Source organism: Actinosynnema sp. NPDC091369 (assembly GCF_044757065.1).
Lineage (GTDB): Bacteria > Actinomycetota > Actinomycetes > Mycobacteriales > Pseudonocardiaceae > Actinosynnema.
In genome coordinates, this window is the sequence record NZ_JBIVUG010000013.1 from 31,845 (window position 1) to 58,298 (window position 26,454).

General features: G+C 73.8%; 17 protein-coding genes. 7 read left to right on the top strand and 10 right to left on the bottom strand.

What is annotated here, in order from left to right; genetic code table 11:
• Positions 1-10 precede the first annotated feature (10 nt).
• From ACIQMJ_RS33705 to ACIQMJ_RS33720, 4 genes are read right to left on the bottom strand one after another with little or no spacing between them, the layout of a single operon-like run.
• On the bottom strand, positions 11-985 hold the full coding sequence (locus ACIQMJ_RS33705) for a S1 family peptidase (RefSeq protein ID WP_499765035.1): 975 nt from the start codon (positions 983-985) through the stop codon (positions 11-13).
• Entirely contained in the window at positions 982-2,298 is a 1,317-nt protein-coding gene (locus ACIQMJ_RS33710) for a hypothetical protein (protein WP_499765036.1), read from the bottom strand. Before ACIQMJ_RS33710 ends, ACIQMJ_RS33705 begins: the two co-directional genes overlap by 4 nt.
• Entirely contained in the window at positions 2,285-7,453 is a 5,169-nt protein-coding gene (locus ACIQMJ_RS33715; RefSeq protein WP_499765037.1) for a peptidoglycan-binding protein, read from the bottom strand. Before ACIQMJ_RS33715 ends, ACIQMJ_RS33710 begins: the two co-directional genes overlap by 14 nt.
• Complete coding sequence (locus tag ACIQMJ_RS33720; protein WP_499765038.1) at positions 7,450-9,423, bottom strand: CHAT domain-containing protein; 1,974 nt, start codon at positions 9,421-9,423, stop codon at positions 7,450-7,452. Before ACIQMJ_RS33720 ends, ACIQMJ_RS33715 begins: the two co-directional genes overlap by 4 nt.
• A 377-nt stretch (positions 9,424-9,800) precedes the next feature.
• On the opposite strand from ACIQMJ_RS33720, the gene ACIQMJ_RS33725 reads away from it, so the two are divergent.
• Positions 9,801-10,484: a hypothetical protein gene (locus ACIQMJ_RS33725; RefSeq protein WP_499765039.1), complete on the top strand. Its 684-nt coding sequence runs from the start codon at positions 9,801-9,803 to the stop codon at positions 10,482-10,484.
• Positions 10,485-10,564: 80 nt separating this feature from the next.
• On the opposite strand, the gene ACIQMJ_RS33730 is transcribed toward ACIQMJ_RS33725, so the two are convergent.
• Positions 10,565-11,842, bottom strand: coding sequence for an ArsB/NhaD family transporter (locus tag ACIQMJ_RS33730; protein WP_499765040.1), 1,278 nt, complete (start codon positions 11,840-11,842; stop codon positions 10,565-10,567).
• 210 nt (positions 11,843-12,052) lie between these two features.
• On the opposite strand from ACIQMJ_RS33730, the gene ACIQMJ_RS33735 reads away from it, so the two are divergent.
• On the top strand, positions 12,053-12,817 hold the full coding sequence (locus ACIQMJ_RS33735) for a hypothetical protein (RefSeq protein WP_499765041.1): 765 nt from the start codon (positions 12,053-12,055) through the stop codon (positions 12,815-12,817).
• A gap of 102 nt (positions 12,818-12,919) precedes the next feature.
• Complete coding sequence (locus ACIQMJ_RS33740) at positions 12,920-18,688, top strand: WD40 domain-containing protein (protein WP_499765042.1); 5,769 nt, start codon at positions 12,920-12,922, stop codon at positions 18,686-18,688.
• A gap of 3 nt (positions 18,689-18,691) precedes the next feature.
• Here ACIQMJ_RS33740 and ACIQMJ_RS33745 read toward each other — a convergent pair whose 3' ends face one another.
• A complete protein-coding gene (locus ACIQMJ_RS33745; RefSeq protein WP_499765043.1) occupies positions 18,692-19,405 on the bottom strand; it encodes a class I SAM-dependent methyltransferase in 714 nt (237 codons plus the stop codon).
• 148 nt (positions 19,406-19,553) lie between these two features.
• Here ACIQMJ_RS33745 and ACIQMJ_RS33750 point away from each other — a divergent pair, with 148 nt between their 5' ends.
• On the top strand, positions 19,554-20,234 hold the full coding sequence (locus ACIQMJ_RS33750) for an HAD family hydrolase (RefSeq protein WP_499765044.1): 681 nt from the start codon (positions 19,554-19,556) through the stop codon (positions 20,232-20,234).
• Positions 20,224-21,282 carry a hypothetical protein gene (locus tag ACIQMJ_RS33755; RefSeq protein ID WP_499765045.1) on the top strand — a complete coding sequence of 353 codons (1,059 nt, stop codon included), beginning with the start codon at positions 20,224-20,226 and terminating at the stop codon, positions 21,280-21,282. The genes ACIQMJ_RS33750 and ACIQMJ_RS33755 overlap by 11 nt, the downstream gene beginning before the upstream one ends.
• A 25-nt stretch (positions 21,283-21,307) precedes the next feature.
• Here the strand turns inward: ACIQMJ_RS33755 and ACIQMJ_RS33760 are convergent, their stop codons facing one another.
• Positions 21,308-21,766 carry a M15 family metallopeptidase gene (locus ACIQMJ_RS33760; protein WP_499765046.1) on the bottom strand — a complete coding sequence of 153 codons (459 nt, stop codon included), beginning with the start codon at positions 21,764-21,766 and terminating at the stop codon, positions 21,308-21,310.
• A gap of 173 nt (positions 21,767-21,939) precedes the next feature.
• Between ACIQMJ_RS33760 and ACIQMJ_RS33765 the strand changes: the two genes are divergently transcribed.
• The gene (locus ACIQMJ_RS33765) at positions 21,940-22,635 is read left to right on the top strand and encodes a response regulator transcription factor (RefSeq protein WP_499765047.1); all 696 of its coding nucleotides are present in this window, start codon (positions 21,940-21,942) and stop codon (positions 22,633-22,635) included.
• Positions 22,628-23,740, top strand: a complete 1,113-nt coding sequence (locus ACIQMJ_RS33770) for a sensor histidine kinase (RefSeq protein ID WP_499765048.1) — start codon at positions 22,628-22,630, stop codon at positions 23,738-23,740. The genes ACIQMJ_RS33765 and ACIQMJ_RS33770 overlap by 8 nt, the downstream gene beginning before the upstream one ends.
• 17 nt (positions 23,741-23,757) lie before the next feature.
• Here the strand turns inward: ACIQMJ_RS33770 and vanX are convergent, their stop codons facing one another.
• The 3 genes from vanX to ACIQMJ_RS33785 are packed head-to-tail and all read right to left on the bottom strand — an operon-like array spanning position 23,758 to position 26,320.
• A complete protein-coding gene (gene vanX, locus ACIQMJ_RS33775) occupies positions 23,758-24,390 on the bottom strand; it encodes a D-Ala-D-Ala dipeptidase VanX (protein ID WP_499765049.1) in 633 nt (210 codons plus the stop codon).
• On the bottom strand, positions 24,387-25,418 hold the full coding sequence (gene vanA / locus ACIQMJ_RS33780; RefSeq protein WP_499765050.1) for a D-alanine--(R)-lactate ligase: 1,032 nt from the start codon (positions 25,416-25,418) through the stop codon (positions 24,387-24,389). Before vanA ends, vanX begins: the two co-directional genes overlap by 4 nt.
• Entirely contained in the window at positions 25,415-26,320 is a 906-nt protein-coding gene (locus tag ACIQMJ_RS33785; RefSeq protein WP_499765164.1) for a D-isomer specific 2-hydroxyacid dehydrogenase family protein, read from the bottom strand. The genes vanA and ACIQMJ_RS33785 overlap by 4 nt, the downstream gene beginning before the upstream one ends.
• Between the last annotated feature and the right edge of the window lie 134 nt (positions 26,321-26,454).

A 26,454-nucleotide genomic window follows, 5' to 3' on the forward strand; every position in this document is an offset into this window, starting at 1 on the left:
TCGGGGTGATCTACGGTCGCACGGCCCCCGGCACCGTCCACAGCCACTCCTCGTAGGACGCCACGCGCGTGTAGACGCCGCCGTCGCCGCACGGGCGCAGTGACGACGCCGTGGCCCGGGACGTCGCACCGGCGAGGAACCACCGACCACCCGCCTGGACGTACGCGGGCCCGCCGCTGTCGCCGTTGCAGCTGTCCCGGTCCAGGAACGGCGCGCCGGCCACGAACTCCGTGGCCTTCTCCGCCCCGTACCGGGGGTCGTCGCTCGCGATCGGCACGTCCACCACGCGCCGCCGCCCGTAGCCGCCGCTGCTGTGCACGTCGGTGTTGCCGTAGCCGGCGAGCCGCACGAAGGTGGCGGCGGCGACCTGGGCGGGCGTCGCGATCGGGCGCGGCTCGACCGCGGCGGGGCGGGCGAGCACCAGGACCGCGAGGTCGCCGGTCGGGCGGGGCGGGCGGTACTCGGGGTGCGCGAGCGCGGTCCGGACCGGGATCACCTCGCCGTCCTCCGGGAACCCCACGTCCTTGCCGGTGAACACGCGGGCCGCGCAGCCGCCGTGCACGCAGTGGCCGGCGGTCACCACGACGTTCGGCGAGACGAGCGTGCCCGAGCAGCACCAGCCGGTGGCGTTGCCGACGGCCACGCAGTCCGGGAAGTCCGACGTGGGCACGCCGCCGATGATGCGGGCGCGGTCGGCGACCACGGCGCGCATGTTGGCCAGGTACACCGGGTCGGTGTAGATGCTGTCGGCCGGCTGCTCGGTGCCGACGGCCGACCTGGTCAGCGGCGACACGCCGCGGCGCAGCAGCGAGCGGGCCAGCCGGTAGCCGTCGGCGCCGTCGCCGGTGAGGAAGCCGTCGACCTGGTTGGCGAACGCGTGGTACACCAGCGCGAACCGCTGCTCGTCGTCGCCCGCGACCGCTCGGGCGAGCTGCGCCACGGCGGCCATGGGGTCCTGTGGTCGTTCGGTGGTGGTGGTGGTCATCGTGAGCCCTTCGCAATCATCTCGTCGATCAGGTCGTAGAGCCGCATGCCCGCAGCCCGGTCGTCCGCCGCCGGCGCCTCGTCCCCGTGGTCGGCGCGCGAGCTGTCCCCGACGGCCGTGGCGACCTTGTCGAGGACCAGGTCCTGGGCGTTGACCTCGCCGGGCGGCGGCGGGGCGAACAGGGCGGGTCGCCGGTCGAACGCGAGCCGCGCCGCCGCGACCAGGCACCGCACGTCGCTGGTCTCGGGCCGCTGGTGGTCCACCAGCCCGTCGGCGGCGGTGACGGCGTTGGCCTGCTGCGCGGCGGTGAACGCGATCACCTCGCGCAGCGGGCGGTCGCCGAGCCCGGGGTACGGCCCGGCCAGCAGGGCCGCGGTCATCGGGGCGACGTCGTCCTCGAACGGCCCGCACGCCACCGGTTCGGCCGGGAACCCCGTCTCCGCCAACGCCCGCGCGGCCAGCGCGAGCCGCACCGCCGCCGGCGGGTGCACCTGCACCGGCCCGGCCAGTTCGGCGGCCATCCGGGCGTCGTCCACCACGAGCAGGTCGGCCAGCGTCGAGGCGAACGCCGGTCCGGCGGCGAGCACGCCGTACAGGTCGGCGAAGACCTCCGGCAGCCACGTGTCCCACGCGTCGCGCCGGGCTTCGGGCATGGTGCGGAACACCGGCCGGGTGACCGCGCGCACGGTGCCGAGCAGCCCGAAGTCGCGTTCCACCGCGTGCCCGACCTCGTGCGCGACCACGGCCGCGTCCGGCAGGTGCACGAGCTGGTACCACGGCAGGCCGATGACCGGGATCGGCAGCCTGGTCACCACGCCGAGGAAGTCCGCGGTGTTCAACGCGTCCGGGACGTCCTCGACCACGAACGGCGTCTCGCGCAGGTGCGTGAACGGGCTGAACTCGCCGCTGAGGTGGACCAGCGGAGCCTCGCGGTCGCTGCCCGCCGCCGCGGGCGCGTAGCAGAGCCAGGCGAACTCGTCCACGGCGGTGAGGAACGGTCGGTACCACTCCACGTACCGCAGGTTCAGCTTGGAGCGGTAGAAGTCCCACAGCCGGTGCACCTCGAGCATCCGCAGCTGGAGCCGGCGGCACTCCCTCAGCACGTCGTCGCGGCCGCCGGCCGCGACGACGTCCAGCTCCTCACCGATCCGCTGCACCACGCCGCCCAGCCGGTCGGTGAGCCGGACGACCTGCGTGTGGTGCTTGCGCAGCGGCCGGCCCGGCTCGGTCTCCGCGCGCCACCGGGCGAAGTCCGCGCCGATGCCCGCGAGCTTGTGCCGCAGCTCGGCGACCTTGCGGTCAACCGTGGTCATGGCCGTCCTCCCGGTCCGGCACGAGCCGCAGCCACGGCAGGTGCGTGTGCAGGGCGACGCCGGCGGACGGCAGCACCCGGTCCAGCCCGGTGGCGTGCCGCGCGGGCGCGCGCAGCGCCGCGGCCACGTCACCCAGCGCCCGGCCGGCCGCGAGGGCGGCGATCATGGCGTCGCACAGCTCGTACCCGCCGTCGCCGGCCAGCCCGGTGCCCAGCACGCCCGCGCACCGGCCGAGGGCGAACAGGTCGCCCGCGAACGCGTTGCGCAGCATTAGGTACGAGATCGCGTCCTCCGAGCCCCACGGCCGGTTCACGTCGAGCACGACCAGCGGGCGGAACTCGTCGCGCGGCATGGCGGCGAGCACCCGGTTGAGCGCCGTCACCGGGATCTCCTCGGCGGTGGGCGTGGCGCTGAACGCCTCCGTCGCCCACCCGCCGGCCAGGAACGTGAGCGCGGCCCCGCCGCCGGACTCGCGCAGCCCGCCCGCCAGGTGCACCACCGCCGGGGTGCGTCCGCTGTGGACCGAGCGGGCCACCGCGCCGGCCAGCCGGTCCAACGTCGGGTTCTCCACCTGCTCCACGTCGAAGCCGTGCCGGCCGTACATGCGCGCCAGGTCGACGCCGGAGTTCAGGTGGCCGCGGGCGGAGGTGATCTGCAACGACCCGCTCGGCTGGGCCAGCACCACCAGCGGCCGGGCCGCCGGGGCGAGGTCGCGCTGCAACCGGTCCAGCAGCTCCGCGCCGAGGTCGGCGTCCGGGGTGAGGCCCCGTGCCCGTTGGTACCGCGCCACCGCGTCCTCGGTGCGCGGGCCGAGGTCGCCGTCGGCGGCCAGCCCCGCGTCGACCACCCGGTTCAGGCCGACCTGGACGAACCTGATCTCGTCGGAGTACGCGACCTCCCGCGAGACGGCCCGGTAGAACGTGGCCACCGCCGGGTCCAGCGCGACCAGCCGCCGCGTGTCCGGTCGCAGGGCCAGCTCCCACGGCACCGGGTCGAGCCGGCGGTCCTCCACGTCGCACCGCAGGTCGAACGGGCCCGCCGCGCCGAGCCCGCGCAACGCCGGGTCGGGCAGGAGCAGCGACCCGAGCCCGGCGCACGTGGCCTGCCAGTCCTCGCGCAGCCGTTCGGCGAGCGGTTCGGAGCCGACCCGTCCCCGGCGCGCGCCGAGGATCGCGTCCACCAGGGCGTTGTCGTGGCGGACGGTGGTCTCCGCGTCCGGCGGCACGGACGTCTGCGCCACCAGGACTCGGTCCGCCACGGCCAGCCGCACACGTCCGCGCGAGCTCTTCAACGACCTGCTGATCCGGCCCCGGGTGAACCGGGAGGCGACCGCCGCGCGGCGCGCGTCACCGAGCACGGCGAACGCGGCCCCGGCCCGCACCAGCTCCGGTTCCGGTTCCCGGCTGGACCTCTCCGCGACCACGCCGCGGGCGTGGTGCAGCCGGGCGTGCCACTGGGTCTCCCGCTCGCCGGCGGCGTCGAGCAGCGGTTCCGCCCGGCGCAGCACGGCGTCGGCCCGGTCCGGCTCGTCCCGCGCGATCAGGGCCTCCGCCCGTTCCACCAGGAAGGCCGCGCACAGCATCGGGTGGCCGCCGAACGCCCGGAGGAACGGCTCCACGTCGGCTCGCACCGGAAGTCCCAGGCGGTCCGCGGCACGCGACCACTCCCGCAGCGCGAACGACGGGCCGGGCCGTGCCACCTCCAGCTTCCGCTCCGCCGCCGCCCGGTCACCGGTCAGCCGGTCCAGCTCCGCAGGCGTCAGGTGCAGCAGGGCGCGGTCCGCGGCGCGCGGCCGGTCCGTCGCCGACGACACCAGCGGCGTGACCTCGCGCCACGCCTCACGGCCGGCGTCGTCGTGCGGGTCGGGCACGCGGCGCAGCTCGTCGAGCACGACCAGCCGCGCGGACGCGGGCGTGATCTCGCGCAGCCGCGCCACCAGCTCGTCCAGCAGCCACCGGAACCCGTCCGGCAGGTCGATCGCCAGCCCTTCCACGGCGGCGCGTACCACCAGGCAGGGCGGGCGCTCGCGGCGGCGCAGCTCCTCGACGACGGCGGTGACCGCGTCCAGCGCCTCGTGCGGCCGGGCGGTGTGGCCCAGCAGCTCCACCCGGGCCAGCTCGGCGCGGCACCAGGCGTCGCCGCCGCGGGTGGTCAGCTCCGCGGCCTCGGCCAGGTGGTGCTCGGCCAGGGTCAGGTTGCCGACCTCGCGCATCAGCAGCACCGCCGAGTGCACGTGGCACCGCGCGACGGCCGCGCGGTCACCCTCGCGACGCCACCGGGACCGCGCGGTTTCCAGGGCGTGCAGGGCTTTCCCGTAGTGCGCCACCATGCCTTCGGCGAGACCGGCCAGTTCACGTCCCAGCGCGCTCGCGGCGCTGTCGTCGGTGACGCGTTCGGCGCGGTGGGCGAGGTCGAGTGCGTGCAGCGGCGCTCGCGCGGCCAGCGCGACCTTCGCACCGCCGGTCAGGCCCTCCCAGTCGCGGTCGGCCCCGGCGACGCGGCGCGCGTGGTAGGCCGCCCACCCCAACCGGTTCACGGCCAAGCCCAGCTCGACCGCGAGCAGGCCGCAGCGCCGCTGCTGCTCGGCGTCGAGCGGTCCGCCGCGCCGGGCGGCGATCAGCTCGCGGATCGCCTCGTCCAAGCGGCCGAAGTGCCGGTACGCCTTCACGACCCGCAGCCGGAGCGGCGGCTCCCACCGGCGCGAGCCGACCCGGACGGCGTCCTCGGTCGCGCGGCGGTACTCGTCGGGGGCGTTCCGGTCGCCCAGGAGCATCAGCACGTCGCCGAGCAGGACGCGCAGCCGCACGGCGTCCTTGGTGCCGGCGGACCGCGGCAGCGCCCGTTCCAGCTCCGCCCGCGCGGTCGTCACGTCACCGGACTTCAACGCCAGCGCGGCGCGCACGTACGCCAGCCGCCAGTCGGGCACGACATCCGCGCCGGGACCCGCGGTGTCGCGCACGACGGCGGCGAAGTGCTCCTCGGCCCGGCTCCACAGCTGGTCCGCCGCTTCCGCGCCACCCACCCGGGCCACCTGCGTGAGCGCCGCGGCCAACTCGTACCGGGCCTCCACCACGGTGTCCCGCGCCACGATCGGCGTGTGCCCGTCCCACGGTCGCGGGTCGCCGTCGGCGTCGACGTAGTCCGGGCCCAGCACCTCCTCGGCCAGCGCCGCCCGCCGGTGCGCCTCACCCAGCTCCACCTTGTCCAGGGCGGCGCGCCAGTAGCCCACCGCGGCCGGACCCTCCAGCCGGAACCGGTGGTAGACCGCTTCCCGCGTCCACCGGTCCCACCGGTCGGGGTCGGCTTCCGCCTTGCGCTCGAAGAACGCCACCGCGTCGGCGTGCAGCCGGTCGTGCACTGGGTGCGGCCGGATCAGCCGGCGCATGGGCTCGGCCACGGCGTCGGCGAACCGCAGCGAGTCCGGCTCGCCGGGCACCGGCACCACCCACGACGTGGTGCCCGCGAACCGGGTCAGCCGCGCCCACAGCCCGTCGACGTCCAGCCGTTCGACGGGCGGGAACAGCGTCCCCGGCTCACCGCCCGGCACCACGTCCGCGCCCGGGTCGTCGAGGTCGGACCCGCCGGACAGGGCCTCGCGCAGGCACGGCTCCACCACCTCGCGCACGAAGTCGGGGCTCAGCGCCCGCGGCACCATGCCGTACCGCAGCAGCCACCGCAGCCCGGGGTCGTCGATCGGCCGCAGGACCTGGAGCACGAGCGCGGTCAGGTCCGCCCGGTACTCGCGGACCTCGGTCGGGGTGATGTCGGGCCGCTGCTGCACCAGGTCGGCCAGGCGGGCCAGCACCACCGGCTCTCCCCCGGCCTTGGCCACGATCGCCTGCCGCAGGTCGGCGCGCGTGATGCGGCGCAGGTCGGCCAGGTAGCGCGACGCGTCCTCCGGCGTGAACGGGACCAGGTGCCGCGCCACCGCGGGCGGCAGCACCGGTCCCGTCAGCGGGTAGCGGCCGGCCAGCACGAACCGCACCGCCGGGCAGTCGTGGTGCAGCCGGAACAACTGCCGGAGCAGACCGTCCAGCTCCTCGGGCGACCGGTTCGCGTACACCCGGTCCAGCGCGTCGAGCACCATCACGGCGGGCCGGCCGGCCGTCGCCCCGTTCAGCGTCCGCACGAAGTCCTTGGTCACGCTCGGGCCGAGCCGGTGCCGCTCGTCGCACAACCGCCTGCTCGCCGCCGCCGCCCGGCTCGGGTCGGCCACCTCGCGGCGCGACAGCAACCCGGTCCACGCGTACCGCTCCAGGAACTCGGTGAACGGCGCCTCGGCCAGTTGCTGGTCCAGCTGCGCCGCGGCCTCCACCAGCAGCAGCCACGGGTAGCGCGCCACGTTGACCGGGTCCAGCACCTCGAAGTCGCCCAGCGCGCACGGGACCCGCCTCGGCACCAGCACCCGTGACACCAGCCAGCGCAGCTCCGTCGTCTTGCCGCGCCCCGACGGGCCGTGCAGCACGACGACCCGCGGCCCGTCGCCCCGGACGAGCCGCTGGTAGGTCGCCTTCGTGCCCGCCGTCTCGAGGAACGTGGCCGATTGCAGGTACTCCGTCGACCACAGCCCGCGGGTGCGCAGGTAGGCGGCCCGGTCGTTGCGCAGGGCGGCCAGCTCCGGCCCGATCAGCCGGGCCCGGTCCTCGGCGCTGAGCACGTCGATCAGCGCCTGGCACAGCGCCAGGTCGTGGCGGTGGTCGGCCTTGGCGTACAGCCGGACGAACAGCTCGACGGCGGCGCGGTGGTCGATCAGCACCAGCTGTTCGAGCAGGTCGAGGGGCTTGTGCGTGGTCCGGTAGTACCGGGCCAGGCGGGTCGCCAGCGCGCGCAGGTCGTCCGGCAGGGCACGCGGGTCGGTGCCGTCGGGCCACCACCCGTTCCAGTAGCGGGACCTCGCGCTCGACCGCAGCCGGTGCACCCCCTGAGCGCCGGGGACGGGTTCGACCTCCGACGCGGTGACGACCTCGTCGAACGGCGGCGCGCCCTCCACCGCCGCGACCAGCACCTTCTCGTACAGCTCGCGGTCGAACGCGCGGACCGCGGCGCACCGCCGCAGCACGTCCCACTGCTCGGCCGGGCGCAGCGACGCCAGCACCGCGTCCAGGGAGTCGCCCCGGGCGAGCCGGCGCAGCAGCTCGGCGTCGATCGGCTTCATGCCATCCGCCTCACGATGTTCTCCAGGTCGCCGAGCACGGCCGGGCTCCACTTGCCGGTGGCCACGCCCGCGCCGATGGCCTGGATCAGCTGCAGGTGCGGGCCGCCGATCGAGCGGCCGACCGCCAGCACCACGTCCTCGGCCAGCGCGCTGAACTCCTCGGCCTCGATGCGGTCCAGGTCGACCCGCGTGCCGCCGCCCCGTTCCGGCCAGTGCGTGGCGTACTGCTCGTTCGTCATCACGACCACCAGGCTCAGGTTGGGCACCTCGCCGTCGGCGACGTGCCGGATCAGGTGGTCGTAGAGCTGCTGCCGGAACGCCGAGTCCAGCACGTTGCCGACGTGGTCGAAGACCAGCAGCAGCGGCTCGGGCTGCGCGGCGCGGCCCAGGCACGCCCGGAACGACTCGAACGTGGCCGCGACGTGGTGCGAGGTGCCACCGGTCATCCGCGGCCACCGCGCCGGCTCCGGCGTCGGCACGGGCGGGTCCGGCGGCAACCGGCCCTCGGCCAGGTGCAGCACGTCGTGGTTGAACCGGTCGAACGCCGACGCCACGCCCTCCGGCGGGTTCGGCAGGTCCTCGGCGACGTCCCGGATCGCGTACAGCACCTCCAGGAAGTCGAACCGCGCCGGCCGGTCGCCGAGCAGGTCCACCGGGTTGGGCCGGTCGAAGCTGACGTACTTGACCCGCCGCCCGCGCACCGCGCAGCGCCGCCGCAGCCAGTTCAGCAGCCGCGTCTTGCCGACCTGGGACTCGCCCACCACCAGCAGCAGCGGTTCCAGCGGCTCGCCCGCGCCCGGGTCCACGCCCTTGAGCAGCTTGTGGCGCTCGTGCACGCGGTTGACGAACGCGCCGACCTCGTTCTCGAACTGCTGCTCGATGCGGACCGCACGCGCGCCGGTGGCGGACAGGTCGGGCAGCACGTCGTCGGGCCGCGCCCGAGTCGTGAGGCTGGGCAGGATCCAGTCCCGCGCGCCCTCCGACACGCCGCTGTGGTGGTAGACGGCGTCACGCGCCTTCGCCACCGCCCGGTCGACCGGGTCGTTGTCCAGCAGCGCCCGGTACAGCTCGCCGCCGAACAGCGCCGCCGCCGTGCCGCGGATGTCGCCCTGCATGCCGACGACCGCCGCCGCCCCGCTGTCGAGGAACACGTCGGTCAACGCGATCGCGTCCGCCGTCTCCCCGGAGCGGCAGGCGTTCAGGATCGCCAGGCGCGGCGCGGGACGGCACAGCAGGTCCGCGACGTAGGTCGGGGTGAGCAGCCACGCCTCGCGCCCGGGCGGCGAGATCCGCAACGCCGGTTGCCCGGTGCTCGCCTTGCGCGTGCCGTGCCCGATGAAGTGGAGCACGTGCGGCGTGACGCGCTCGTAGGCCGACTGGAGGTCCGATTCGGTCGGCCGGGACAGGAACTCCGCCTCGATCCGGCCCGGCGCGCCGCCGACCACCCTCTTGATCTCGCGGATCTCGTCGCGCGCGCCGATGTCGTCGTCGTCATCGCCGCGCACGACCAGCACGCGGATCGGCAGCGAGTCGGCGATCGGGTCGTCCTCCGGCACCCGGCGGTGCACCCGGACGAACGGGTGGTCGGGCTGGATGAACAGGGCCCTGGCCGACCTCGCCGACTCCCACGGCAGCCGACGCAGCCCCTGGTCCAGGCACAGGAACGTGCGCCCGACCCCGGACCGCGACCAGTGCTCGCGCACCGCGGGCGGCAGGAGCAGTCCGCCGAGGTGCAGCCCGACGTCGGTGAACGCCTGCGACTCCGGGTTCGCGTGCAGGAAGCCGACCACGGCGTCCGGCACGTCGGCGGCACCGGCCAGCGGCGCGGGCAGCCCACCCAGGCCCAGGTCGGCCGCCACGGTGGCCGAGGCGGTCGGCTCCGACGGCCACACGCCGTCGTCGCCGAGGTACAGGTCGACCCGGTAGTCGGCGTCCTGGCCGCCTTGCGTGATCTCGATCAACGCGTCCACATGGGTTCACCCACTCGTTTCGGACACGCGGCTCCCTCCCCGCGGGCCGCTTACCGATGAGGTCGCGCGTGCTCCAGGTGGAGTTACGGCCCATCACCCGATCGCGTTAACGCCTCACTCCGACGTGCGCAGTGCGTAGTCGCTCGCCCACCTGGGACAACCAGGCGTCCCGGATCAGGGTTCGATCACCAAATCCGTCCGATGTGGACTCGATAAATCCACAGTGGACCTTGCAACTCCATTGTGCCACCGACAGATTCCACGCGCACTGTCACATCAGGCCCGCAGTCCGCAGTTATCGGGACTGCACGCGTGATCTACCTGCGCCGCCCGCGCGTTGGTACTCTGAGTTGCCCGAACCCAGCCGGAGGCGTGCCATGACGCTCTACTCCGAGTTGTCCGCGGCCATCGGGCGGGGCGACGGCGAGTCGATCACCGACTGGGCCCGCGCCCTGCTGGACGGGATCGCCGCCGGAACCGCCCCGACCACCGTGGTGAGCCACCCCCTCGGCTTCCTGTGCGTCCCGGCGCACCGGTCCGGCGACGAGGGCGTGTGCCTCCACCTGTGGGGCCCGCAGTGGCGGCGCGCCACGCTCACCACCTCACCCACGCACTGCCACAGCTGGGACCTCGACAGCTGGGTCCTCACCGGCGTGCTGCGCAACCAGACGGTCCGCCTCGTGGACGACCCGGACGCGCCGACGCACCAGGTGTTCGAGGTGCGCAGCTCCGCCGAGGGCGACGTGCTGCACCCGACCGGGAGGCTCGTCCGGACCGAGGTCGACGCCGTCACCACGCACCGCGCGGGCGAGGGCTACACCCAGCGGGCCGGCGTGTTCCACCAGACGCTCGTGCCCGAGCCGCAGGGCCTGGTCGCCACCGTCGCCCTCGGCCTGACCACGCCCGGCGGCACGGACCTCTCCCTCGGCGGCCTGGACACCGCGCGCCACCGGACCCGGCGGGAGTCGTGCCCGCCGGAGGTCGCCACGCGGGTGGTGCGGGCGGCACGGGCGGCGCTCGGCGGCACCCGCGTCACGGAGTCCGCCGGCGCGGGCGAGTGACCCGGGCCGACCAACCGGCAACGCAACACCACCCGGCAGCACCAACCACCGACCCGCCGACCGCCCGGACCGGCGTTCCCTCAGCCGACCAGCAGCAGTGCCCCGATCGAGGCCGCCAGCGCGGTGACCGCCAGCCCGGCGCTGGTCCACACGAACCGGACCATCGGCACCCGGACCCCGCTCGCCACGCACCGCTCGTACCACAGCAACGTGGCCAGCGACGCCCACGGCGTGATGATCGGCCCCACGTTCGTCCCGATGAGCAGCGCCAGCAGCTGCCCGTGGTTCCCGGTCGGCACGACCGACTCACCCGCCACGTACGCGGGCAGGTTGTTGACCAGGTTCGACAGCGCCGCACCGGTGCCCGCCGCCCGGATGGCGCCGAGCGCGCTGTCCTCCACACCGATCAGCGCTCCCACGATCCCGGCCAGGCCGTGCCGGTTGACCGTCTCCACGACCAGGAACAGGCCGATCACGAACACCAGCAGCCGCCACGGGATCAGGCCCGGCCGCAGCGCCGCGCGCCGCCGCACCGCGAAGGCGAGCACCAGCAGCCCCGCCGACACCGCCGACGCCAGTCCGATCGGCACGCCGACCACGATCCCGGCGACGAACAGCAGGCACGCGACCGCCGCCACCCGGAACAGCACGGCGTCCGCCGGCCGGTGGCGCGCGGGCGGGAGGTAGGTGGCGTCACCGCCGCGCCGGCCGCGCCGCCAGTAGAACACCCACAGGAACACGCCGGTCGCGACGATCGCGGCCACCTGGGGAGCCCACATCCGGGCCGCGAACTCCGCCGGCGCCAGCGCCACCCGGTCCGCGGCCAGCAGGTTGGTGAGGTTGGAGACGGGCAGCAGCAGGCTCGCCGTGTTCGCCAGCCACACCGTGGTCATCGCCAGCGGCAGGGGCGCGATGCGCAGGGTGGCGGCCAGCGCGAGCAGCACCGGTGTGAGCAGCACGGCGGTGGTGTCGAGGTTGAGCCCCATGGTGGTGACCGCCGCCAGGGCCACGCACAGCAGGAACAGCAACGAGTAGTGGCCGCGCGCCAGGATGGACAGCCGGGTCGCCACGACGTTGAACACCTCGGCCTCGGCGGTCAGCTCCGCCAGCACGATCACCGAGCCGAGGAACAGCAGCAGCGGCACCAGCCTGCCGACCGTCGCGCCCGCCTGCTCGACCGGCAGCGCGCCCGCGAGGACGCAGATCAGGCCGACGAACAGCAGGCCGAGCGCCACCAGGTCGAGCGGGTGCAGCCGGGCGAGCCACCGCGCCGGGCGTCGCGACCGGCGGTCCTCCGGCGGGGCCGAGTCGGTCGGGGTCGGGTCGGCGCGTCCGGCTTCGAGCCGCTCGTCGGACATGCGAGCAATGCTGCCACAGTCACCATCGGCCTTATCTCGCGTACCCCATTCGGGTGGATGCATCACCCGTCGATGGAAAGAATGCGCACCTCGGGTTGTCGCATTCGATTCCCGAACACCGGACGCACCACTACGCTGTCGGGCGGTCGAGCACAATGCGCGAACGACTTCTCGTTCGACCCCGTTGTGCGCAACGAGAGGGAATCGTCGATGACGCGGGAAACCCTGGACGTCGTGGCGCTGCTGCCACCGCGGTTGAACGACATCGCGCTCGAACTCAGCGACCGGCTCGCCCGCGACATGCGGGCGGGCGGCCACCGGTCCCGCTTCCGCCTCGGCGAGCCGTTCGACGGCGGTCCGCCCGGACCGTGCGCGCCGCACGTGTCGCTGTTCATGCTCGCTGTGGACGCCGACGAGATCGGGGCGGTGGTCGACGCGACCCGGGACGTGGCGGCGGGGCTGCCCGCGCTGACGGCCGTCGGCGAGGAGTACCGGCACAACCCGGTCGGCGCGCCCGAGCTGTATTTCCGCAGGACTGCGGACTGGATCGGGCTGCAACGGGCGGTGCTGGACGCGGTGGAGCCGCTGCGCCGGGGCCGGCTGCGCGACGTCGACCCGGCCGGCGAGCGCATCGCCGACGTGCTCGCCGACGTTGGCGCGGACCCGGCGCGCCGCCGCCAACTGTCCCGGTTCGGCTACGACGAGGTCACCGAGACCTGGCCGCCGGTCGGCGACGACCGGTTCAACCCGCACGTCACGCTCGCCTGGCCGGAGGACCCGCGCTTCCGGGTCGACCTCGGCGGGCTGCCCGCGGCGAGCGGTTTCCGCGGCACGCTGCCGGGTTTGGCCGTTTACGGGATGAGCCCGTGCGGCACTTGCACCACCCTCTACGGTCTCGCCCCGTTCGGGGGATCGAGCGGCGGAAATGCGGCCGGTACGCTCTACAGCCACTCTGCCGCGGCCGCCGAGGAATAGCGGGAACGCGGCGGGTATTCCCGGTCAGCGGGCACACCGGCCGGCGCTTCGCCGGGTGCCCGACGGTTATTTCTTTTCACACCGAACCGCCGAGGAGGCCCGGTGCGACAGCTCCCAGGTCCGGTGCAGGGCGAGAGCGTGCCGCCGGCCCGGGGTCCGCGGCCGCCGAGGTCGGGTCCGGTCGACTTCTTCATCAGCTACTCGCTGCTGGACGTGGAGTGGGCCGTCTGGATCGCGCACGAGCTGGAGGACGCCGGCTACGACGTGATGATCCAGAGCTGGGACTTCGTGCCCGGCACGCACTTCCTCGACTTCATCGACCGCGGCATCCGCGAGTCCAGCGCCGTCATCGCCGTGCTGTCGCGGAACTACCTCGCCTCGCGCTACGGCAGGCTGGAGTGGATGGCCGCCCTCCAGGCCGCGCACGACCAGCCGAGCACGAAGCTGCTGCTCCCGGTGCGCGTCGAGAACGTGTTCCCGGAAGGACTGCTGGCGCCGATCACGTTCGTGGACCTGGTCGGCATCGACGACCCCGCGCGGGCCAGGCAGCGGCTGCTCGACCGGCTCGGGCACGCGCTGACCGGCCGCGCCAAGCCGAGCGAGGCCACGCCGCACTACCCGGGAGCCCTCGCGGGCGAGGCCACCACGCCGACCCTCACCGCCCCCGCACGCGCGCCGCGCACGTTCGCCGCGCCCCGGCGCGACCCGGTCGCCTACCCGCCGTCGGTGTCGCAGTCCGCCCGCCCGCGCGACGAGCTCGGCCTGCTGCACATCGCCGCGCCGCGCTTCGGCCCCGGCCGACCCGGGCCGGTGGAGCGGCTCGCCGCGCTGGAGGCCGCGCTGGGCGAGGTGACGCGGGACGGGCCGCCCGCGCCGGAGCTGGTGGTGCTCAGCGGCAGCCTCACCGAGTCCGGCACGCCCGACCAGTTCGACCAGGTGGTCGGGTTCGTCACCGGCCTGCGGTCGTTGCTGGGCCTGGAAGGCGACCGGGTGGTCGTGGTGCCCGGCGTCGGCGACATCACCGCCCCGGCGTGCGAGGCGTACTTCGCCGACTGCCGGGCCGACGGCATCGAGCCGGAACCGCCGTACTTCCGCAAGTGGCGGCACTTCTCGCGGCTGTTCGGGCAGCTGCACCCCGACATCGACGGGCCGGGCTTCGACCAGGGGCAGCCGTGGTCGCTGTTCTCCGTGCCGGACCTGCGGGTCGTGGTGGCGGGTCTGAACTCCACCGTCGCGCACTCGCACCTGACGCTCGCCGAACCCGGCGTGCTCGGCGAGTCGCAGGTGGACTGGTTCGCCCGCCACCTCGACCCGTTCACCCGGGCCGGGCACCTGCGGATCGGCGTCGTGGCCCACGTGCCCGCGCCCGGAGCGGACGCGGGCTGGGCGCTGGCGGACGCGGCTTCGCTCGACCGGGTGCTCGGCGACCACCTCGACCTCGTGCTGTCGGGCGGCGGTGACGCGGCCGAGGAGGGCATCGGCGAGCTGCCGTCCGGTGCCGCCCTGGTGGCGCCGGCGTCGGGCGGCACGCGCCTGGTGCACGTCACCCACGAGGGCTTGGACAGCTGGACCCTCCCGGACGACGCGACCGCCGCCACGCGGGCGCGCCGGACCTGGACCCGGGACTCCCGGCCGTTCACCGCGCCCACCGGGTCGGGTCCGCTGATCGTGGACGGGCTCCGCCCGGTCGAGGACGACCCGGAGTCGCGCGACCCGGTCGACCGGCTGCTGCGGCGCATCGCCGAGGTCTGCGAGGTCCGCCACCCCGGCGCGCGGATCCGGCGGCTGCCCGGCCGTCCCGCCGCCCTGCTCGTCAGCTACCCCGACGGCGACGCGGTGCCGCAGTTCCTGATCGCCGCGCACGTGGGCGCGCCCACCGCCGCGGACGTGGAAGACCTCGTGCTGCTGCGCCGGCGCAACGGCGACGAGCTGGCCGCCGAGCTGGTCTACCTCGGGCCGCACCCCGGCGTGACGCTGCCGGCGGAGGCGGCCCGCGACGGCGTGCGGGTGCGCAGCTTCACCGAGTTCCAGGGCCTGCTGGACCTGCGCGGCTACGTGGCGGCGCAGACCGAGCGGCTGCGCCAGGACCGCGTGTACCCGCCGGACCTGTACGTGACGCAGCGCTTCCGGGAGACGGGGGCGGCGTCCGCGGCGGTCCGCGACGACGTGGTGTCGGAGCTGGTCGAGCTGCTCTCGGCGGACGAGGGCCGGTTCATCCTGCTGATGGGCGACTTCGGGCGCGGCAAGACGTTCGCGATGCGCACGCTGGCCATGACGCTGCCCACGCGGCTGCCCGGCGTCACCCCGATCCTGATCGAGCTGCACGCGCTGGACAAGTCGCACACCGTGGAGGGGTTGGTCGCCGCGCACCTGGCCAACCACGGCGAGTCCCGCATCGACCTGAGCGCGTTCCGGTACCTGCTGCGGCAGGGCAGGCTGGCGCTGCTGTTCGACGGCTTCGACGAGCTGGCCAGCCGGGTGAGCTACGACCGCGCCGCCGACCACCTCAACACGCTGCTGGAGGCGGCCGAGGGCAAGGCGAAGATCGTGGTCACCAGCCGCACCCAGCACTTCCAGAACGACGCGCAGGTGCGCACGGCGCTGGGCGAGCGGGTCGGCGTGCTGCCGCAACGGCGCGTGCTGATGCTGGAGGACTTCACCCCGGACCAGATCCACGCCTACCTGCGCAACCGGTTCGGTCCGGACCGGGCCGTGGCCGACGAGCGGGCCCGGCTGATCAACGGCATCGACGACCTCGGCGGCCTGTCCCGCAACCCCCGCATGCTCAGCTTCGTGGCCGACCTCGACGCGGACCGGCTGGCGGCCGTCGCGGCGCGGGACGCGATGAGCGCGGCCGAGCTGTACGAGGAGATCCTGTCGTCGTGGCTGGCGCACGAGCACCGGCGGGCGAACCCGCCGGGCGCGCCGGTCGGCCTGTCCGTGGACGACCTGTGGCACGCGGTGACCACGCTGGCGCTGCGGATGTTCGAGTCGAACGAGGTGCTGCTGCAACTGGTCGACGTGGCCGAGGTCGCCGAGGCGTTGAGCGGCATGGCGGAGGCGCAGCTGTCCCCGCCGCAGGCCACGCACGCCGTCGGGGCCGGGAGCCTGCTGGTCCGCACCGAGAACGACATGTTCGGCTTCATCCACCGCTCGGTGATGGAGTGGTTGGTGGCCAAGGAGATCGCGCGCGTGCTCGCCGCCGGGCAGCGGTCCGTGCCGCTGCTCAGCCGCACCGTGCTGTCCCAGCTGACCGTCGACTTCCTGTGCGACCTCGGCGACCCGGCGGCGTTGCAGGCGTGGACCGCGCGGGCGGCCGACGACGTCGCCAACACCAACGCGCTCAAGATCGGCAAGCGGCTGCGCGCGCCGGTCCGGTCCGACCTGCGCGGCGCGGACCTGCGCGGGGAGGACCTGTCGCACCGGGACTTCAGCGGCGTGGACCTGACCGGCGCCGACCTGGGCGACGCCCTGCTGGTCGGGGCCAAGCTGTCCCGGGCGGTGCTGCGCGACGCACGGCTGCGGCGGGCCCGGCTGGACCAGGCCGTGCTGCGCGACGCGGACCTGACCGGCGCCGACCTCAGCGGCGCCCGGCTGGCCGAGACCGACCTGCGCGGCGCCCGGGTCGACGGCAGCAGGTGGGCGCGGGCCGCGCTGATCAACGTGGCCGCGGACCGGGTGCTGTGGTCGGCGCCGGAGCTGGCCGGCGCGGCGATCACGCCGGGACAGCCCGTGCTCACCGGTCTGCCGCCCGCGGGCGTGGGCGTGCCGTTCGGCTTCGAGGACGGCAGGCTGCCGCGACCGGTGGCCTACAGCGAGGACGGCTCGCTGCTCGTGGTGGGCAGCGCCGACGGCGGCGTGCTGGTGTGCGACACGGGCAAGGGCGTGGCCGTGCGCACCCTCAACGGCCACCTCGACCGGGTCTACGCGGTGGACCTCGGACCGGAGGACAGTTCCCTGGTCACGGCGTCCGCCGACGGGACGGTGCGGTTCTGGGACCCGTTCACCGGTGACCCCGGCGCGGTGCTGACCGACCACACCGCGCCGGTGTGGCCGCTGCGGCTGGACCCGCGCGGGCGTTCGGTGGCCTACGGCGACGCGGCGGGTGTGGTGTGGGTGCGCGACGTGCCTGGCGGCGAGGTGCGGTGGCGGTTGTCCGGGCACGTCGACCGGGTGTGGGCGCTGGCCTTCCACCCCGACCCGGACGTGCCGGTGCTCGCGACGGCGGACGAGTCCGGCGCGGTGCGGATCTGGGACCTCACCACCGGGCAGGAGACCCACCGGCTGCGCAACCCGGGCGGCACGGCCGTCTACACCCTCTCGTTCAGCCCGGACGGCTCGCGGTTGGCGGCCGGCGGGCAGGCCGCGGACCTGCGGATCTGGGACCCGGTGACCGGCGAGTGCCGGCACCACCTGGACGCGCACGGCGGCCACGTGTACGCCACCGCGTTCCACCCGACCCGGAAGCTGCTCGCCAGCGGCGACACCACCGGCGGCGTGCGGCTGTGGCGGCTGCCCGACTCCGACGACGAGCGGCCGACGTGGACGGCGTTGCAGCACCGGCAGGCCACCGCCGTCTACCACCTGGCGTTCAGCCCGGACGGCTCGACGCTGGCCGGCGGCGACAGCGACGGCACCGTGCGGATGTGGGACGGGCGGACCGGGCAGGACCGCCACGAGCTGGCCGCGCACCGGGGTCCGGTGTGGCCGCTGGCGTTCCGCCCGGACTCGGCGCAGCTCGCGACCACGGGACGGGACGGCACGCTGCGGCTGTGGGACCCGGTCACCGGTCGGCAGCGGCACGAGCTGCGCGGGCACGGCCGCCGCGTGACCCGGGTGGCCTTCGACCCGACGGGCGACCTGCTGGCCGCGAGCGGCAACGACGGCGTGGTGCGCATCTGGGACCCCGGCACCGGTCGGCAGGTGCGGGCGCTCACCGGCGTCGACGACCAGCTGATCTCGGCGTCGTTCAACCCGGCCGCGCCGCTGCTGGCCACCGCGAGCAACGACGGCGGCGTGCACCTGTGGCACCTGTCGACGTGGCGGGCCGACCTGGAGCTGGACATCGAGACGGACTACGTGTGGGCCAGCGCGTTCTCGCCCGACGGCCACGTGCTGGCCACTGCGAACGACGACGACACCGTGCGGCTGTGGTGGCAGGCGACCGGCCGCGAGGTCGTCACCCTGCGCGAGCACCGCGGCCGCGTGCGCTCCATCGCGTTCAGCCCGGACGGCCGCCGGGTGGCGACCGGGTGCGACGACTCGAAGGTGCGCGTGTTCGACCGGGACAGCGGCGAGTGCCTGGCCACGCTCCTCGGCCACACCGACCGCGTGTACGAGGTGGGCTTCGGCGCCGACGGCACGCGGCTGGCGAGCGTGAGCAACGACGGCACCGCGATCCTGTGGGACGTGGCGAGCGGTGACCCGGTGCACGTGCTGCGGTCGCAGCGGGGTCGGTGGTGGACGGGCGCGTTCAGCCCGGACGGCCGGACGCTGGCGACGGCGGGCGACGACGCCGTGGTGTCGCTGTGGGACGTGGCCACCGGTGAGCGCACGCACGTGCTGCCGGGTCACACCCGGCGGATCTGGTCGGTCGCGTTCAGCCCGGACGGGCGGCGGCTGGCCAGCGGCGGCGACGACGGCACCGCGCGGCTGTGGGACCTGGCCGGCCCGTCCGGGCCGGGGCTCGGGCTGACCCTGATCGGCCTGCCGGAGGTGTGGGCCGCGCTGACCCCCCACGGGCGCTACAAGTTCGAGGGCACGCTGGGCAGCGAGTTCTGGCACGTGATCGGCCTGTGCCGGTTCGAGGTGGGCGAGCTGGACGCGTTCCTCAGCGGGGTGCACTCGGTGCCGCTGGACGAGCCGTTCTGACCGCTAGCCCGCCGGGCGGACCGCCGCGACGACGAGCGTGCCGCCGAGCGCGGGCCAGCGGCGGGCGGCCCACGCCGAGCGCACCTCGCCGAACCGGGTGCGCCACAGGACGTAGTTGGAGCGCAACGCGGTCGGCGCCAGGCCGGCCGCGCGCAGCCCGGTGGTCAGCAGCCCGTGCGTGAACGGGCGGATGTGCACGTGCAGGTACTCGTGGAACGGGTCGACCTGGCGCGGCGCGCGGCCCGCGAGGAAGCGCAGGCGGTCCTGCGCGGTGGCCAGGTTCGGCGTGGTGAGCACCAGGACGCCGCCGGGCCGCAACACCCGCCGGCACTCCCGCAGCAGCAACGCCGGGTCGTAGACGTGCTCGATGATCTCGCCCGCGAACACGCCGTCCACCGAGGCCGCGCGGAACGGCAGCTCGTCGCCCACGTCCAGCGCCACGGCGGGCAGCCCGGCGGCGAGGGCGGACCGGCCCGCGTCGAGGACCGCGTCGCACGCGACCGGCCGCAGCCCGCGCGCGGCGAGCAGCGTGCCGACCTCTCCCCCGCCCGCGCCGAGGTCGACCACCAGGGACCCGGCGGGCAGCCGTGCGCGCAGCAACCCGATGGCCAGCTCCAGCCGCCGCCGGTGGTAGGGGTCGCGCAGGTAGCCCGCCACCTCGTCGCCGGAGTACAGCCGCCGGTTCGCCGCCAGCACCCGCGCTCCCGCTCGCCGCACCGGGCCATGATCGCAGACCTGCGGAAACGGCGCTGCCAGTCGGGTGAAGTTGGCCCGCCACCCCGCCGAACGCCGCGCGCCGCCCCGTGCGACGTGATTCAGTGGCGGCGCACCTTCACGCTCGACGGGTGGGGAGAGGCCCGGGCGCATGCGGATCGACCACGTCGTGTGGGACTGGAACGGGACCCTGTTCGACGACGGTGACGCGTTGGTGCGCGCCACCGTCGACGCGTTCGCGCGCAGCGGGCTGTCGGAGGTCACGCTGACCGCCTACCAGCAGCACTTCACCCGCCCGATCAGCGAGTTCTACAACCGGTTGGCGGGCCGGGTGCTCACCGCCGCGGAGCAGCTCGTCCTCGACCGGCACTTCCACGACTCCTACACGGCTTTCCTGGCGCAGGCCGCGGTGCACCCGCAGGCCGCGGCGGCGTTGACCGAGTGGCGGGACGCGGGCCGCACCCAGTCGCTGCTGTCGATGTTCCCGCACGGCCGGCTGGTCGCGCTCGCCCAGTTCACCGACATCGCGCACTTCTTCTCGCACGTGGACGGCATGCGCGCGGACGAGGGCCCGCGCAAGGAGCCGCACCTGCGCCGGCACCTGGACCGGCTCGACGTCGACCCGGCGCACGTGCTGGTCGTCGGGGACAGCGTGGACGACGTGCACGCCGCGCGGGCGTGCGGTGTCCGCGCCCTGCTGTACCACCCGGCGGAGCGACCGCTGGTCAGCCACGAGCGGGTGCGCGCGTTGGGCGTGCCGGTGGCTCGCGGGCTGCCCGAGGTCGTCCGGTGGGCGCTGACCGGGTCGGACCGGGAGCGCCATGGCGTCTGACCACCAGGGCACCGGCCCCACCCCCGCCGGCCGCCTGCGCCGGACGCTGGTCCGCTACTCGTTCTTCACCGCGTGCGGTGTCGGGCTGCTGATCAGCGTCATCCTGGTGATGCAGGACGACGCGCTGACCGCGGCGGACATCTCCTCGTCCATCGGGCTCAACCTGTTCGCCAGCGTGGTGTTCGCGCTCATGTTCGCCGCGCTGGCCAACTGGATCCAGGACCGCCACACGCAGGAGACGATCGCGGAGAGCCTGGAGGGCGTCGCCGAGCGGATCACGCAGAACATGGCCCGCACCAACAGGTTGTTCCTGCCGTCCAAGCATTACGACGCGCTCAACCCGACCGACGGCTTCGGCGACGAGTACAACGAAGACCTCACCGTGGAGCTGGAGGAGAGCGGCTTCTTCGCGTTCTACGGGCCCAGCGCCCGGTACGTGGCGGCACGGCTGCTGGTGGCGCACCACCACCCGCAGCAGATCCGGATCGCGATGATCAACCCCGGCAACCGGCGGGCCATCAGCCGCCGGGCGTGGGACCGGATGTCGTGGCCCAAGTCGGCGGGGATGACGATCGAGCAGGTCGAGCGGGAGCTGGAGGACGAGCTGCTGATGAACCTCGTCTCGCTGTTCGACTGCCGCAGGCTCTGCCCGGTCGAGGTGCTCTACAACGACGACACCGCCGTCTACCGGTACGTGATGCTGGACGAGTCGGTGTACGTGTCGTGGTACCACAGCGCGCAGTCGGCGCACATGGAGATGCCCGAGACCTACCGCTTCGGCAAGGACTCCTTCATCTACTCGACGCTGCGCATGGACCTGATGCGGAAGTTCGAGATCTCCGCGCACAAGGTGGTGTTCGACGCGGCCGACGACGACAGCGTGCTCATCGAGCACTTGTCGCGGTTGACCGGCCGCCCGGTGACCGCCGACGACCTGGCCCGCTGGCGCGCGGAGCAGCAGGAGGACAGCGCGAACTTCCGCGCCTACCTGACCGCGTTGCGCCCCAAGCCGATCCGCGCCGCCCCCTCCGGCCAGAACCGCTCCTGACCGGCGCCGGCAGGTGACCACCGGCTCATCCGGAGGAGGTCGCCGCGTCCACGGGTCGCCGGCGCATCCGCGGGTCGTGCGTGGGGTCCGGGTACAGCGGCGGGCAGCCGTGGTGGACGGCCTCCGGACGCAGTTCGAAGTGCCACGGTTCGTTGCGGTAGATCTGGCACAGCCCGTACCCGGCGCCGTGCTCGGACAACCACGCCCGCGCCGCCGCCGGCCCGATGTCGACGGCGTCGCCGGACACGTGGGCGGAAGTGTCGGGAGTGGCCACCCAGCGGGCAGCCGCCATTTCGGAGCCGTATTTCGAGACCGCTTCCCGGAATAGCCGTTCCTGGTACTCCGGTGAACGCCAGCCGCCGTTGACGAGGAACTCGACCCCGTCGACCGCGGCGTCCTCCGCAGCTCGGCGCAGGGCACCGAGCAGGTCAAGACGCAGGTTGACCACGGCGGCGGACTCGTCGTCGAAAACCGTGACGGGCACCGGAACGGCGCCGTGCGCGCGTCGGGCGGCGGAGTCGGACAATGAGGCACGGCGGACCGCGGTTCGCGTTGGTTCGCTGTAGCGCATGCCCCCACTGAACGCAACGCGGTGTTGCCCGCGCGTTCGCGTTTTTCGATATGCCGGCGATATGGGGCCGCCCGTAGCATCGGGGCATGCGTGTGCTGATCGTCGAGGACGAGCCCTATCTGGCAGAGGCGATCCGCGACGGGTTGCGGCTGGAGGCCATCGCCGCCGACATCGCCGGTGACGGCGACACCGCGCTGGAGCTGCTGGGCGTCAACTCCTACGACATCGCCGTGCTCGACCGCGACATCCCCGGTCCCTCCGGCGACGAGGTGGCCGAGAGCATCGTCGCGTCCGGCAGCGGCACGCCGATCCTGATGCTGACCGCCGCCGACCGGCTGGACGACAAGGTCACCGGGTTCGAGCTCGGCGCCGACGACTACCTCACAAAGCCGTTCGAGCTCCGGGAGCTCGTGCTCCGGCTCCGGGCGCTGGACCGCCGGCGCGCGCACAACCGGCCGCCCGTGCGGGAGATCGCCGGGCTGCGGCTGGACCCGTTCCGCCGCGAGGTCTACCGGGACGGCCGGTACGTCGCCCTGACCAGGAAGCAGTTCGCCGTGCTGGAAGTCCTCGTGGCCGCGGAAGGGGGTGTGGTCAGCGCCGAGGAGCTGCTGGAACGGGCGTGGGACGAGAACGCCGACCCCTTCACCAACGCCGTGCGCATCACCGTGTCGGCACTGCGCAAACGCCTCGGTGAACCGTGGATCATCGCCACCGTGGCGGGCGTCGGCTACCGCATCGACCCGGCGGCCACCACCGGGCGCGAGGGACGCGGGCGTGGATAGGCGGCCGGGGATGAGCGTGCGCCTCAAGCTCACCCTCAGCTACGCCGGGTTCCTCATGGTCGCCGGCGGCCTGCTGCTCACGGTCGTGTGGCTGTTCCTGCTGCGCTACGTGCCCGAGGTCATCCACATCGAGCCGCCGGACAGTTGGCGGCCGGGCCCGGCGATGCCCGACCGCAACGCCCTGGAGGACGCCTTCGTCCCGAAAGCGGCGCTGGTGATGGTGTTCCTCCTCCTGTTCGGCCTGCTGGGCGGGTGGCTGCTCGCGGGCAGCATGCTCGCGCCGCTGACCCGCATCACCCACGCCACCCGCCTGGCCGCGAACGGCTCGCTCTCCCACCGGATCGGGCTGGAGGGCCGCCAGGACGAGTTCCGCGAACTCGCCGACGCCTTCGACACCATGCTCGCGCGGCTCGAAGCGCACGACGCCGAGCAGCAGAGGTTCGCCGCGAACGCGTCCCACGAGCTGCGCACCCCGCTGGCGATCACGCAGACGCTCCTCGACGTCGCCCGCAGCGACCCGGACCGCGATGCAGGCGAGCTCGTCGACCGCCTCCACTTCGTCAACACCAGGGCGATCGACCTGACCGAGGCGCTGCTCCTGCTCAGCCGGGCCAACCAGCGGTCCTTCACCCGCGAGCACGTGGACCTCTCGCTCGTCGCGGAAGAAGCCGCGGAAACGCTCCTCCCCCTCGCGGAGAAGCGCGGGCTCACCATCGAGACCTCCGGCGACATGACCCCCACCACCGGCTCGCACGCGCTCCTGCTCCAGATGGCGACGAACCTCCTGCACAACGCGATCGTCCACAACCTGCCCGAGCAGGGGGCCGTGTGGGTCAGGACGGCCGTGCAGCGCAGGAAGGCGGTGCTCACCGTCGAGAACACCGGGGAGAAGCTCACGCCCCAGCTCGTCTCGACGTTCACCGAACCGTTCCAGCGCGGCACCCGACGCACGCGCACCGACCACGCGGGCGTCGGGCTCGGCCTGGCGATCGTCCGGAGCATCGTGCAGGCCCACGACGGGACCCTCACCCTGACCCCGCGCGCCGAAGGCGGGCTTCGCATCACCGTGACCCTGCGCGCCGCGCCGCGGCACACCGGCAAGTGAGGCGCGCGGGTGCCCGCTCAGGGGTCGTGCCGCGGTGCGCTCGACGTGATCGGGAAGTCGAAGTACGTGTCCGGGTACGGTTCGTCCTCCAGCGTGTAGTGCCACCACTCGTACTCGTAGGAGCGGAAACCGCAAGCCTCCATGACCGAGCGGAGGTGTCCGCGGTTCCTCGCTTCGGCTCGTGTGAGGCCCGGTGCGCCGTGGTGGGAGATCGGGTCCATCAGGTCGTGGTCACCGCCCATGGCGGCGAGTTCCCCGGTATCGAGGTGGTAGAGGGTCAGGTCGACCGTGCTGCCCCGGCTGTGGCCCGACCGGGCGGCCACGTACCCCTTCTCGACCATCTCGGCGCGGTCGATGTTCGGGTAGTGCCGCCGTTTGGTCCGGCCGTCCTCCGGCTCACGTGACCACCGCAGGAAGCGGTCCACGGCGCGCCGGGGTCGGTAACCGTCCCAGACTAGCAGGCCGAAGCCCCTGGCCGCGGCCTTCTCCCGCACGTCGGCCAAAGCCTCGCACAGCGCCCTCGTGCCGAGCACCCTGTTGGCCGCGTAGCCGTCCACGGGTCGGCCGGTGAAGTTGTCCCAGGTCGCGTACTTGGCGTCCCAGCGGATGCCGGGCACGAGCTCGTCCAGGAAGACGAAGTCGCCGTTCATCGGACCTTCCCGGTCACGGCCAGCGTCACGACCCGGTCGATCACGTCGCCGAGCGACAACCCCGCGGCCGCCATCATCCTCGGGTACCGGCTGTACGAGGTCAGGCCGGGCAACGTGTTGACCTCGTTGAGCACCACCGTCCCGTCGGCCAGCAGGAACAGGTCCACCCGCGCGAGGCCCCGGCAGCCGAGGGCGCGGTAGACGGCCTTCGCGGTCTGCTGCACCAGCGAGCGCGACTCGGCCGGGATGTCGGCGGGGACGATCGGCGTGGAGTTCTCGGAGCCGGTTTCCGGCGCGTCCTCCTGGTGGATGCGGAAGAAGCCGTGCGACAGCGCGATCCGGTCCACCTCGCCGGTGACCAGGTCGAGCTCGTCGCCCAGGACGGCGCAGCCGACCTCGCTGCCGACCACGGCCTCTTCGATCAACACCTTCGAGTCGTACTGCCGGGCCACCTCGACCGCGCCCGCCAGCTCCTCGGCCCGGGTCACCTTGCCGACGCCGAAGGACGAGCCCGAACGGGCCGGCTTCACGAAGACGGGGTAGGTCAGCCCGTCGGGGTCGACCTGCTCGTCCGCGGTGACGATCCGGAAGTTCGGCGTGGCGATCCCCGCGCTGCGCGCGACGACGTACGCCAGGGACTTGTCCATGCACAGCGCGGAGCTCTGGACGTCGCAGCCCGCGTAGGGGATGCCGGAGAGCTCCAGCAGGCCCTGCACCGCGCCGTCCTCGCCGAGCTTGCCGTGCAGGACGGGCAGCACGACGTCCAGGCCGATCGTCCCGTACCGGCCCTGCTCCAGCACGAGCAGCCCGCCCACGCCGGGATCCGGCGACAGCGCGACCGGCCGGAGTGGGCCGTTCTCCCACCCCGCGCCGGGACCGTCGCAGAGTCGCCAGGCGCCGCTCTTCGTGATGCCGATGTAGAACGGTTCGTACTTGTCCGGGTCGAGGTGCTTCGCCACCTCTTGCGCGGACTTGACGGAGACGGAGTGCTCTTCGGAGCGCCCGCCGAACAGAATACCGATCTTCATACCCAGTGCTGCTTTCTGCGGTCGAATTCGCGGCAGTTGACGATGGAGTTCTCGACGACGTCGTGCAGGGCGTGGTCCGTGTAGTAGGCGATGTGCGGGCTGATGATCACGTTCGGGAGCCGCTGCAACCGCGACAGCAGGTCGGGGCCGACCCGGTTCCCGCAGTCGGCGTAGAACGTCCCCTCCTCCCCTTCGAGGACGTCCAGCGCCGCACCGCCCAGCCGGCCGCTCTCCAGGGCCTCGACGAGGGCACCGGTGTCGACCAGCGCACCTCGTCCGGTGTTGACGACGAACGCACCGTGCTTCAGCTGCTCGATGCGCCGGCGGTTCAACAGGTGGTGGGTGTCCGCGGTGAGCGGCGTGTGCAGCGTGACGATGTCGCTCTGCTGGAGCAGTTCGTCGAGGGGGACGTAGTCGGCGGAGGTCCTGGGACGCAGGTCGTGGGCGAGCTTCCGGCAGCCGAAACCCCGCAGCCGGTCGATCACCGCGGCGCCGATCCGACCCGTGCCGACCACGCCGACGGTCAGGTCCCGCAGCTCCCGGCCGCGCACGTCGGGCGACCGGTAGTCGTGGACGTCCGCACGCCTGAGGACGGATTTGGCGTTTCGCAACGCCATCAGCACCAACATCAGGGTGTAGTCGGCCACGCTGTCGGGCGAGTAGTCGACGGTGCCGACGGAGATGCCGACGCTCTTGGCGTACGCCACGTCGAGGTGGTCGCAGCCGACGCTGCGCGTGGAGATGTACTCCACGCCGACCCGGCTGAGCGCGAGGAGGGTGGAATCGGCGATCCGGGTCTTGTGGCCGACGCTGACGCACCGGTTCCCCGCGGCGAGCCCGGCGGTGGCCTCGGACACCGCCTCCTCGGTGGTGGCCGGCACGACGCCGAAGCGAGGTGCCATCTCCCGGAACAGGGCGGCTTCGTCCGGTTCGCAGCCGTACACCGTGATGCCCGTTGTCGGGCCGATCGGGGTGGACCAGGGTGCCGGCGATCGGGTGCGGCGGGCCGACAGTCCTGCCGGTTCGCGGTCGGTCA